Genomic DNA, 10,660 nt, shown 5'->3' with positions numbered 1-10,660 from the left:
CTCAAGGTACGGACGCTTCCTTTGTTCCCGTTTCCGGGCCCTCCGGGCGCTTCCTTCGTTTCCGACTCTATCAGACTCTTTCGTGTCCGATTCCCGGTCTCCCAGGTCAAGTCGTTTTGTCTTTCCGGCTGTTGGGCCGTTCCGACGTCCCAGACTCTAGCGGATTCTCCGGGCGGCTCCTAATCGGGCCGTTCGAGTCATCCACTCCCATTCGAAATAAAATTCGGCATGCCGAAATTCATCCCGTCGGGAGGTCGTGCTGAGTTGGGTTGCCGCAAGTCTGCGGCGGACGGCTGTCGCAGAACCGTGACGGCTCCGCGACAACTCGGAGAACACTACGCACACCCGTACCCGACGTCAACTCGGGTCGGCGGCCGTCGTCAGCCCTCGTCCGCCGTCAGCCGCAGCGAGATCGAGTTGATGCAGTATCGCTGGTCGGTCGGGGTCGGGTAGCCCTCGCCCTCGAAGACATGGCCCAGGTGCGAGCCGCAGCGGGCGCAGCGCACCTCCGTACGGGCCATCCCGTGCGAGCGGTCCTCGATGAGCTCCACCGCGTCCGTGTCCTTCGGGTCGAAGAAGGACGGCCAGCCGCAGTGCGACGAGAACTTCGTCTCGGAGGTGAAGAGCTCCGCGCCGCAGGCCCGACAGGAGTAGACGCCCTTCGTCCTGGTGTCCGTGTACTCACCGACGAACGCGGGTTCCGTACCGGCCTGCCGCAGCACCGCGTACTCCCCCGGGCTCAGCTCCGCCCGCCACTGCTCGTCCGGCTTCTCGACCTCGTACGACATCGAAGGCACTCCCTCAGCTCAACCGCGCCAGGATCTGCGGGCCCAGGTCCGTCACATCGCCCGCGCCCATGGTGAGAACGAGGTCGCCGGGCCTGGCCATTCCCGCGATCACGTCCGGCACCGTCGTCTTGTCGTGGACGGCGGTGACGTTGGCGCCGGCCGTCCCGGCCGCGTCGATGATCAGCGCGCTGGTCACACCCGGGATCGGGTCCTCGCGCGCGGGGTAGATGTCGAGGACCACCGAGGCGTCGGCGAGCGCGAGCGCGCGGCCCATCTCGGTGCCCAGCTCCTGGGTGCGGGAGAAGAGGTGCGGCTGGAAGACCACGAGCAGCCGGGAGTCCGCGGCGGCGCCCCGCATCGCCTCCAGGTCGGCGGTCATCTCGGTCGGGTGGTGCGCGTACGAGTCGATGACCTGGACGCCTGCGGCCTCGCCCTTGAGCTGGAGGCGGCGCTTGACGCCGGTGTACTTGCCGAGGGCCGAGGCCAGGTTGTGCGCCGGGATGCCGAGGGCGACGCCTGCGGCGAGCGCGGCCACCGCGTTGAGGGCGTAGTGGCGGCCGGGGACCGAGACCGTGAAGGTCAGGTACTTGCCGCCGAGCAGGACGGTGACCTCGCTGCTCAGACCGCGCGGGGTGATCCTGTGGACGCGTACGTCGGCGTGCTCGTCCGCTCCGTACGTCACGACCTTCAGCGACGAGAGGTCGCGCACCCGCCGGGTGAGCTCGACGGCGCCCGTCTGGTCGGCGGAGATGACGAGGGTGCCGCCGGGGACGACCTTGCCGACGAAGGTCTCGAAGGAGTCGTAGATCTCGTCCATCGAGGCGTAGTTGGCGTGGTGGTCGAGTTCGACGTTGAGGACGATGGCGACCTCGGGGTCGTACTTCTGGAAGCTGCGGTCGCTCTCGTCCGCCTCGGCGACGAAGATGTCGCCGTCACCGTGGCGGGCGTTGGTGCCGGGTCCGGCGAGGTCGCCGCCGATCGCGTACGAGGGGTCGAGGCCCAGCTCGGTGAGGGCGACGGCCAGCATCGAGGTGGTGGTCGTCTTGCCGTGGGTGCCGGCGACGGCGATGGCGCGCAGGCCGCCCATGAGCGCGGCGAGCGCGTCGGAGCGGTGGACGACGGGGATGGAGAGCTCGGCCGCGCGGACGAGCTCCGGGTTGTCGGCGCGGATGGCGCTGGAGACGACGACGCTGCTGGCGTCGGAGGCGAGGTGCTCGGCGGCGTGGCCGATGTGGACGGTGGCGCCGAGCGCGCGCAGTGCCTCGGCCGTGCCGGACTCCTTGGCGTCGCTGCCCGCGACCTTCGCGCCGCGTTGGGCCAGGATCTTCGCGATCCCCGACATTCCGGCACCGCCGATGCCGATGAAGTGCGGCCGTTCCATGGCGGTGGGAATCGCGGGTGCCATTGCGTGTGTCTCCCGGGGGGTGCGACGTACGGACTTCGGTTCGGCCTCAGCCTATTCGCTGGGCGGCGCTCGCCCTATTCGCCGGTCGGGCGGGCGCACCGCCCGTCGGCCCGGCGGGCGGGGGCTCTGGCAGCCCCGGCCTGACAGGCGGGCCCCGGCCTGCCAGGCCGCCCGTCCCCCCTACTCGCTGTGCGCCTCCTCGCTGTGCGCGAAGAGCTTGAGGACGGGGACGCCGACCTTGTGCCGGGCGCGGGAGGCCCAGTCGCGGTGGAAGAACTCCTCCACGTAGTGCGGCGCCGTCAGCACGATGACCTCGTCGGCGTTCACCTCGTCGACGACGGACTTCAGCAGGTCCAGGGGGTGGTCCTCGACGATCTGGCCGACGGCCTGGCTGCCCGTGGTGCGCAGGGACTGCAGTGAGTACTCCAGGGCGCGTACGGCGGCGGCCGGGCCCGCGTCACCGCCCTCGTGGACGGCCTCGTCGAGTTCGCCGAGTGCCACGTCGTCGATGGCGCGCAGCAGGCGGTCCTGGTCGCCGCGGGGCTGCATGAGCACGACGAAGGAGACCGGCTCGTCGCCGTGCAGGGTGGTGACGAATTCCACGTCCACGGAGGTCAGGGGCTTCTCGATCATCAATACGCTTGTGAACACGACAAACGCCCTTCTCTTCACTCCGGCCGGGGCCCCGCGAGGCAGCGGGGCCTCGACGTGGTTACCCGCCCCTGCGGAAACCATCCTTCCCCGTGCCCGCACGGGGTCTGCGTGAGTAAGTTTGCCCACCGGAAGCTAACCGGAACGGTAAATTCCGCTGATTGTCAGATCCGACGGTAACGCGTGTAGAGGAACCCGGCCTCCTCCAGCAGCGAGTCGAGCTGGAAGTGCTCCGGGGCGCTCACCGAGGGCCCTCCGGCGATGCGCTGAGCACTGCCCGCGGTGAGCATCGGCGACACCGTCAGACAGAGCTCGTCGAGCACTCCGGCGGCCACGAACTGGCCGAGCAGCCGGGGCCCGCCCTCCGTCAGCAGCCGGTCCAGCCCGCGCTCGGCCAGTGCCGCGACGGCCCTGGCGGGCTCCACGCCCGGCCCGTCGCCCGCGATCACGACCTCCGCGCCGGCCAGCTCGGCCTCGCGCACCCGGTCCGGGGGCGCGGCGGCGCCGGTCAGGATGAGCGTCGGCACCAGCGGCGAGGTGAACAGGGGCAGGCCGAAGTCCAGGTCGAGACTGGCCGTCACCACCGCGATCACGGGGGCCGGGCCCTGGCCCGCGGCCGCGCGCCGTGCCGCGAAGGCGTCCCGCGCCCGAGCCGGGCGGTAACCCTCCTGGCGTACCGTTTCCGCACCCACCACGACCACATCGGCCAGCGCCCGCAGGGTGCCGAAGATCCGCATGTCGGTATCGGAGGAGAGGGGCTGTGAGCGGCCCTCGTGCTGGCCCGCGCCGTCGAGCGAGGAGACCATGTTGGCCCGCAGCCAGGGGCCGTCCGTCTCGGGGTACGCGTAGGCCTCGGCCAGCGCGTCGAACGACCACTCGCCCTCTTCGGAAGCGGGTGTCTGGTCGGTCACAGGGAACAGGCGTCGCATCCGTGCAGTCTTACACGGCGCTTACAGTGGGGAACTGTGTCGACCAGTCCCATAACCGAAGCGGCCCCGCTGTCGCTCTGCGCGCGCGAGCCGCATGTCCCCGCCGACCGTCTGGTCGCCGAGATGGTGCCGCCGCCGCGGTTCGACTCGGTCCGCTTCGAGACGTACGTACCGGACCCGAACCAGCCCAGCCAGAGCGAGGCCGTCAAGGTGCTCGGCTCCTTCGCGGCCGGTCTGGGCGGGGCGCACGCCACCGGGAGCGGGCGCCGCAAGTGGTTCGCCAGGAAGCCCGCCGCACCCGCCGCGCCGCGCGGGGTCTACCTAGACGGCGGGTACGGGGTGGGCAAGACCCATCTGCTGGCCTCGCTGTGGCACGCCACCCCGGCCGAGCCCGCGCTCAAGGCGTTCGGCACCTTCGTGGAGCTGACGAACCTGGTCGGCGCGCTGGGCTTCCAGCAGACCGTGCGCACCCTGAGCGGGCACCGGCTGCTCTGCATCGACGAGTTCGAGCTGGACGACCCGGGCGACACCGTTCTGGTGTCGTCGCTGCTCGGCAAGCTGGTGGAGCAGGGCGTGGCGCTGGCCGCGACCTCCAACACGCTGCCCGGCAAGCTGGGCGAGGGCCGGTTCGCGGCCGTCGACTTCCTGCGCGAGATCCAGGGCCTGTCGGCGCACTTCCGTCCGCTGCGGATCGACGGCGAGGACTACCGCCACCGGGGGCTGCCCGAGGCTCCGCCGCCGTACTCGGACGAGCAGGTCGCCAAGGCCGCGTACGCGACCGAGGGGGCGGCGCTCGACGACTTCCCCGGGCTGCTCGGCCATCTGTCGCGGGTCCACCCCAGCCGGTACGGGGCGCTCACCGACGGCGTGACGGCGGTATGCCTCACCGATGTGCAGCCGGTTCCCGACCAGTCGACCGCGCTGCGGCTCGTGGTGCTCGCCGACCGGCTCTACGACCGCGAGGTGCCGGTGCTGGCGTCCGGGGCCCCGTTCGACCGGCTGTTCAGTGACGAGATGCTGAACGGCGGCTACCGGAAGAAGTACTTCCGGGCCATCTCCCGGCTCACCGCCCTCGCTCGCGACGCGAAGGGGCTTGTGGAGCAGTAGGTTTGGCGCACAGGGGGCCGTAAACCCCCTTAGCCACCAGAAGGGATACATCATGGCCACCACGCGTACGGCGCACACGGTCTGGGAGGGCGAGCTCCTCAAGGGCTCGGGGACCGTCACCTTCGACTCGTCCGGCATCGGTTCGCAGCCGGTCAGCTGGGCGTCCCGCGCCGAGCAGGCCAACGGCAAAACCAGCCCGGAGGAGCTCATCGCGGCGGCCCATTCCAGCTGCTTCTCGATGGCCCTCTCGCACGCTCTGGCCGGCGCCGGCAACCCGCCCACCCGGCTGGAGACCAAGGCGGACGTGACGTTCCAGCCGGGCGAGGGCATCACCGGCGTCCACCTCACCGTGCGCGGCGAGGTGCCGGGCCTGGACGCGGAGGGCTTCGCCTCCGCCGCCGAGGACGCCAAGAAGAACTGCCCGGTCAGCCAGGCCCTCACCGGCACGACGATCACGCTGACCGCCGAGCTCGTCTGACGCTCCCGGCCTTCGGTCCGGCAGGCTCTCCCCGCCTTGTCCGGCCGACTCCCCGGCCGTTTTCGGCCATGTGCAGCGACACGACCCGCATGATCCTCGTATCACCCGATCGCATGATGGATCATGCGGGTCTCGTCCTACCTGTCCGCCAACAGGGGAGTCGCCTCATGTCCGAAGCGCGAGCAACACGACGCCAGATCCTCGCCCGCACCGGCGCGTCGGCCGCCGCGATCGCCTTCACGGGCGCGGTCTCCGAACTCTTCGGCGGGAGCCCGGCCGTGGCCGCCCCCAGCAGGCGCGGCTACGGGCCGCTGGTTCCCGACCCGGCCGGGCTGCTCGATCTGCCGGACGGGTTCCGCTACCGGGTGCTCTCGCGTGAGGGCGACCCGCTGCGCTCCGGCGAGGGCCGGGTGCCGAGCAACCACGACGGCATGGCCGCGTTCGCGGGGCGCCGCGGCGGCGTCCGGCTGGTGCGCAACCACGAGAACCGGGTCACCGCCGCGATCGCGGTCCCGCAGGTCGAGGGTCTGGTGTACGACCCGATGGGCAAGGGCGGCTGTACGGCCCTGGAGCTCGACCCGGAGAACCGGGTGCTGTCCGAGCGGGTCGCCCTCAGCGGCACCGCCGTCAACTGCGCGGGCGGCCGCACCCCTTGGAACACCTGGCTGAGCTGCGAGGAGACCGAGGACCGGGCCGGTACCAACGGGTACACCAAGGACCACGGCTACGTCTTCGAGGTCGACGGCGCCGACCCGCGCCGCACCGGGGCCGTACCGCTCACCGCGATGGGCCGCTTCCAGCACGAGGCGATCGCGATCGACCCGCACCGCGGTGTCGTGTACGAGACCGAGGACGCCTTCGACAAGCCCTTCGGGCTCTTCTACCGCTTCCTGCCGGAGCGGCCGCTCGGCGGCACGGGCTCGCTGCGCGCGGGCGGCGCCCTGGAGGCGATGCGCGTCCCGGACGTGCCCGACCTGTCGGTGGTGCGGGAGCCGGGTGCGTGCTTCGACGGGATCGAGTGGGCGGCGGTGCCCGACCCGTCGGCCCGGCAGACACCGGTGCGGCTCCAGGACTTCGGCCGGCGCGGCATCACCCACGCGCAGAAGCTGGAGGGCTGCTACTGGAGCGGCGCCTGCGTCTACTTCGTCTCCAGCTACGCGCGCGTGGCGGAGGGCTCGGGCGCCGACCACTTCGGCCAGGTGTGGCGGTACGAGCCGAGGCGCCGCCGCCTCACCCTGGTGGTCGTCTTCGGCCCGGCCACCGACCTTCAGCTGCCCGGCGAGTCCCCGGACAACATCACGCTCGCGCCCGACGGCGGGCTGATGGTGTGCGAGGACGGCAACGGCGCCCAGCACGTCTTCGGACTGACCCGGCGCGGCGAGGTGTACGCGATGGCGCGCGGCCGCCAGGACATTGGCAAGCCGGGCGCCCCCGAATGGGGCGAGTTCGCGGGGGTCACCTTCGCCCCGGACCGGCGCACGATGTACGTCAACTGCTACACGCCGGGGACGACCTTCGCGGTGACCGGGCCCTTCGCCCACTAGTGCCAGCGCTCGCGCCGCGTCGCGTTCCGTCGCACGATCGGGGGAACCGACCGTAAGGGGTGCGCAGTGGCCGAGAAGGGCAGCAAAGGCGGCAAGGGCGAGAAGAAGCCCGAGCAGCGGGATCTGCGCCGGCTGCTGCGCGTCCCCGAGGGCAAGCGCGTCGACCTCTCCTCCTGCCCGGCCGACGCCACCCCGGCCGGGCCGAAGGACAAGGCGGAGGGGCTGGCGGCGACCGCCCGGATGGGCGACGAGCTCGCCGGGCTGCAGGAGCGGCTGTACGCGGCGAGCACGGCGGGCGACCGGCGCCGGGTGCTGCTCGTGCTCCAGGGCATGGACACCAGCGGCAAGGGGGGCACGGTCAAGCACGTCATCGGCCTGTTCAACCCGTCCGGCTGCCGGATCAAGGCATTCAAGGCGCCCACCCGGGAGGAGCTGAACCACCCGTTCCTGTGGCGGGTCACGCGGGCGCTGCCGCAGCCCGGCGAGATCGGCATCTTCGACCGCTCGCACTACGAGGACGTGCTGATCGCCCGGGTCCGCGAGCTGGTCCCGCGCCGTCGGCTGGGCCGCCGCTACGGGCAGATCAGCCGGTTCGAGCAGTCGCTCGTGGAGGACGGCGTGAGCGTCATCAAGATCTTCCTGCACATCAGTTACGAGCAGCAGCGCCGCCGGCTGCTCGAACGGCTCGACAACCCGGACAAGCACTGGAAGTTCAACCCGGGCGACATCGACGAGCGGGCCCTGTGGCCCGCGTACCAGGAGGCGTACGAGACCGCCCTGGAACGGTGCTCGACGGACGCGGCCCCCTGGTACCTGGTGCCCGCCGACCGCAAGTGGTACCGGAACTGGGCGGTCAGCCGGCTCCTCCTGGAACATCTGCGCGAGCTCGACCCGCAGTATCCGAAGGGCGACTTCGACGTGGAGGAGTGCCGGAGGCGGCTGACCTGACCGGAATGACTGGCCTGACGGATCGTCAGATCGCCATGGCCTCCTGGATCCAGCGGTTCACCCGGTACGGCAGCCACCACGCCAGGTCGCCCACCTCCAGGACCAGCTTCTCGGAGAGGAAGTCGGCCAGGACCGCGGGCGGCACCGAGTCCGCCGGGGCGCCGTAGACCAGGGTCTCGATGACCTCGTGGTACTCGGGCTCGTCCGCGGTGAAGCGGCGCAGGTCTCCCCAGCGGCGGTCGCGGATCTGGACGAAGCCGGGCCCCTGCCGCCACAGGCACTTGCACAGGTAGTGCCCGTCGCGCCAAAGGCGCAGCGCTTCGGCCGCCTCGGCGGGCCCCTCCAGGCGCTGCGGCGGCTGGACATGGCTCAGAAGCTGCCAGGCGTCGGCGTCCGCCGCCGGGTCGAGCCGCAGCTTCCACTCGACGAGCACGGCGCGGGCCGTCAGATCGCGCACGAGGCTGAGGGCGCGTACGGCGTGGTGGGCGGCGCCCGGGGCGCGCGTGTCGGCGAGGTCGATGGGCTCGGTGAGGCGGACGCGGCGCACGCCCGCCTCCCACAGCCGGTCGGCCTCCTCCTCCACGGGGCCGGTCAGTTCGAGGTCGCCCAGGTGCATCCCGGGCAGGGCGCAGGCGTCGGGGTCGTAGTCGCGCCAGGCGGCGACGGTGAGGGCCGCGGTGCGCGTGGTGAGGGCGGTGCTCATCGGGCTGGTCCTCCGGCTCGTACGGTCTTCGCGGTCGGCGGTCGTCGCCGTCATACGTGGGCGGGCTCGGGGCGGGCGGGCTCGGCAGCGTCCAGGGCGGCGTGGGCGTGGCGCATGAAGTCCAGGCGCAGCAGGTCCTCGTTGACGGCCGAGGGCGCGATGTGGACGTACTGGCCGCCGTCGGTGAAGACCAGGCCGAGCGCGAGCCAGGAGTCGAGCAGTCGCTGCACCTCGCTCTCCTCGCGGGCGGCGCCCTTGGCGCGGGCGGCGGCCTTGCGAGTGAGGGCGGCGGCGGTGTGCGGCTGGTCGAGGAGGCGGAAGGCGACCAGCTCGTACGGGTCGGTCAGCTCCATCGCGCGCCACGCGAACGTCCGGCGCCGGCTGACCAGGACGATGCGGTCACCGAGGTCGGTGTGGGTGAGCCGGGCGTCCGCGTGGTGCTTCTTCCAGGCGTCGATGGCGTTGTTGAGGGCGGTGACGGTGGGTTCGCCGATGCCGCGCTGCGGGGCCTCGAAGACGTACGCGAGGTCGTAGAGCTCCGACTCGGGCAGGTCGTAGGTGAAGCGGTAGTGCTCCTCGGGGCGCAGGCCGTCGAAGCCGAGCTCGGGGCGGTTGAAGTAGGGGCTGAAGCGCTCGATGGCGATGCGCGCGGACAGGTCGACCGGCGGGTTGAGGTGTTCGAGCGCCGGTATCTGGGCGATCACCGGGTCGTAGTCCTCGGCGGTCTCGCCCGGGAAGCCGTGCAGATAGTTCCAGGCCACCGAGAGCCCGGTCTCGGCGCCGTCCCGGAGCATACGGACGTTCTGGCAGCCGCTGACACCCTTGTCCATCAGGTCGAGCACGCGGTTGTTGAGGCTCTCGATGCCCGGCTGGACGTAGATCAGTCCGGCCTCGGCGAGCGTACGGAGCTGACTGCGGCGCATGTTGGCCTTGATCTCGATGTGCATGCGCAGGTCGTAGCCGCTCTCGATGATGCGGGGCAGCACCGTGGAGAGGTAGCCCATGTCGAGGATGTTGTCGACGAGGTACATGTCGAGGACCCGGTGGCGGCGGGCGAGCTCCATGATCTCCGAGTAGAACGTCTCGGGGCTCTTGGAGCGGTACTGCATGAAGGAGCCGTTGAGCCCGCAGAACGTGCAGTGGTGCTTCTCGCCCCACCAGCAGCCCCGGGCGCCCTCGACGACCAGCTTCGGCTCGACCCAGTTGCGGGCCACCGAGGTGCCGAGCCGCTCGAAGTAGCCGCTGTAGTCGGGGGGCAGGATCGCGGCGGGCGGGATCGGGCTGGTGGCCATCGGGTTGACCACGATCGCGCCCTCGGCGCCGCGGTGGCACAGGCCCGGCACGGCGGCGAGCGCGGCCGGGTCGGAGCCCTCGCCGATGGCGGTGAGCAGCTGCGGGAAGGCCGTCTCGCCCTCGCCGCGGATGACGTGGTCCACGAACGCGAAGTTGCGGTGGACGGCCTCCCCCTGCTCGCCGTCGCAGTTGGCGCCGCCCATCACGGTCACGATGTGCGGGGCGAGCCGCTTGACGTGCCGGGCGGCGGCGAGGGCCGCGGTGTTCTGCTGGAAGGTGGAGGTGAAGCCGACGACGTCGGGCGCGTACGCGACGATCCGCTCGGCGATCATCTCCACGAACTCCGGTACGACGCGGTGCAGTTCCTGTGACATACGCAGCCGGGACTTGCGCAGCTTGCCCTTCATCGCATCCGCGAACTCCTGGTCGCGCCAGGCCGGGTCGTCGTAGAGGGCGGAGGAGAACACCCAGTCGCCGCAGCCCATGAAATAGGAGGAGAGCGCGTAGTACTCGTAGTCGTCGGCGGTGAATGCGGTGCGCTCGGTGATCCAGTCGGTGAATTCGAGATTGGCGTGCAGCACTTCCGCCTTGGCGCCCGGCACGCGTTCGTCGACGCTGCGCTTGAGGATTCCCAGGGCCAGCGACGGCAGGTCGATCGGCGACCAGGGCATGTTGACCAGCAGAACACGCATGTCGGCTCCTCGCGGGTACGGCGGCGTAAGAAGGAAAAGAGCGGTAAGGGTGTACGAGAGGTAAGGAAGAAAGGGCCCTGGTGGCAAGGCGGCATCCCGGGGCCGCACCGGCCGGCCCGGCG

General features: G+C 71.1%; 10 protein-coding genes. 4 read left to right on the top strand and 6 right to left on the bottom strand.

All coding sequences use genetic code 11. The annotated features are described in order from the left end of the window. Nucleotides 1-380: 380 nt before the first annotated feature. The 4 genes from msrB to ACFWA7_RS38590 all read right to left on the bottom strand — a co-directional run bounded on the left by msrB (nt 381) and on the right by ACFWA7_RS38590 (nt 3,773). Entirely contained in the window at nt 381-788 is a 408-nt protein-coding gene (gene msrB, locus ACFWA7_RS38605; protein WP_385549757.1) for a peptide-methionine (R)-S-oxide reductase MsrB, read from the bottom strand. A 13-nt stretch (nt 789-801) separates the two neighbouring features. Further along, nucleotides 802-2,193 (bottom strand): UDP-N-acetylmuramate--L-alanine ligase, encoded by a 1,392-nt coding sequence (murC, locus tag ACFWA7_RS38600; protein ID WP_385827853.1) that lies wholly within the window; start codon nt 2,191-2,193, stop codon nt 802-804. Nucleotides 2,194-2,373: 180 nt separating this feature from the next. Then, the gene (locus tag ACFWA7_RS38595; RefSeq protein ID WP_385549751.1) at nt 2,374-2,826 is read right to left on the bottom strand and encodes an indole-3-glycerol phosphate synthase; all 453 of its coding nucleotides are present in this window, start codon (nt 2,824-2,826) and stop codon (nt 2,374-2,376) included. 182 nt (nt 2,827-3,008) lie between these two features. Continuing rightward, nucleotides 3,009-3,773, bottom strand: a complete 765-nt coding sequence (locus ACFWA7_RS38590; RefSeq protein WP_385549748.1) for a pyrimidine reductase family protein — start codon at nt 3,771-3,773, stop codon at nt 3,009-3,011. Between the two features lie 36 nt (nt 3,774-3,809). Between ACFWA7_RS38590 and zapE the strand changes: the two genes are divergently transcribed. The 4 genes from zapE (at nt 3,810) to ACFWA7_RS38570 (ending at nt 7,850) form a co-directional block, all read left to right on the top strand. After that, entirely contained in the window at nt 3,810-4,880 is a 1,071-nt protein-coding gene (zapE, locus tag ACFWA7_RS38585; RefSeq protein WP_385549745.1) for a cell division protein ZapE, read from the top strand. A gap of 52 nt (nt 4,881-4,932) precedes the next feature. Next, nucleotides 4,933-5,358, top strand: a complete 426-nt coding sequence (locus tag ACFWA7_RS38580) for an OsmC family protein (RefSeq protein WP_385549742.1) — start codon at nt 4,933-4,935, stop codon at nt 5,356-5,358. Between the two features lie 167 nt (nt 5,359-5,525). Then, entirely contained in the window at nt 5,526-6,902 is a 1,377-nt protein-coding gene (locus tag ACFWA7_RS38575) for an alkaline phosphatase PhoX (RefSeq protein WP_385827851.1), read from the top strand. A 66-nt stretch (nt 6,903-6,968) separates the two neighbouring features. Next, a complete protein-coding gene (locus tag ACFWA7_RS38570; protein ID WP_385827849.1) occupies nt 6,969-7,850 on the top strand; it encodes a PPK2 family polyphosphate kinase in 882 nt (293 codons plus the stop codon). Nucleotides 7,851-7,875: 25 nt separating this feature from the next. Here the strand turns inward: ACFWA7_RS38570 and ACFWA7_RS38565 are convergent, their stop codons facing one another. Together ACFWA7_RS38565 and ACFWA7_RS38560 are read right to left on the bottom strand one after the other, a co-directional pair. Then, nucleotides 7,876-8,553 (bottom strand): DUF5825 family protein, encoded by a 678-nt coding sequence (locus tag ACFWA7_RS38565; RefSeq protein ID WP_385827846.1) that lies wholly within the window; start codon nt 8,551-8,553, stop codon nt 7,876-7,878. Nucleotides 8,554-8,603: 50 nt separating this feature from the next. Then, entirely contained in the window at nt 8,604-10,538 is a 1,935-nt protein-coding gene (locus tag ACFWA7_RS38560; RefSeq protein ID WP_385549731.1) for a RiPP maturation radical SAM C-methyltransferase, read from the bottom strand. Nucleotides 10,539-10,660: the final 122 nt, after the last annotated feature.

The organism is Streptomyces sp. NPDC059994, assembly GCF_042737755.1.
Classification (GTDB): Bacteria; Actinomycetota; Actinomycetes; order Streptomycetales; family Streptomycetaceae; genus Streptomyces.
Note: the sequence above shows the minus strand (reverse complement) of the source record. Positions and strands in the feature narration are given on the sequence as shown.

Coding starts and splice junctions, on each gene's coding strand:
- msrB (WP_385549757.1), bottom strand. CDS start 788: ATGTCGTACGAGGTCGAGAAGCCGGACGAGCAGTGGCGGGCGGAGCTG.
- murC (WP_385827853.1), bottom strand. CDS start 2,193: ATGGCACCCGCGATTCCCACCGCCATGGAACGGCCGCACTTCATCGGC.
- ACFWA7_RS38595 (WP_385549751.1), bottom strand. CDS start 2,826: ATGATCGAGAAGCCCCTGACCTCCGTGGACGTGGAATTCGTCACCACC.
- ACFWA7_RS38590 (WP_385549748.1), bottom strand. CDS start 3,773: ATGCGACGCCTGTTCCCTGTGACCGACCAGACACCCGCTTCCGAAGAG.
- ACFWA7_RS38580 (WP_385549742.1), top strand. CDS start 4,933: ATGGCCACCACGCGTACGGCGCACACGGTCTGGGAGGGCGAGCTCCTC.
- ACFWA7_RS38575 (WP_385827851.1), top strand. CDS start 5,526: ATGTCCGAAGCGCGAGCAACACGACGCCAGATCCTCGCCCGCACCGGC.
- ACFWA7_RS38565 (WP_385827846.1), bottom strand. CDS start 8,553: ATGAGCACCGCCCTCACCACGCGCACCGCGGCCCTCACCGTCGCCGCC.
- ACFWA7_RS38560 (WP_385549731.1), bottom strand. CDS start 10,538: ATGCGTGTTCTGCTGGTCAACATGCCCTGGTCGCCGATCGACCTGCCG.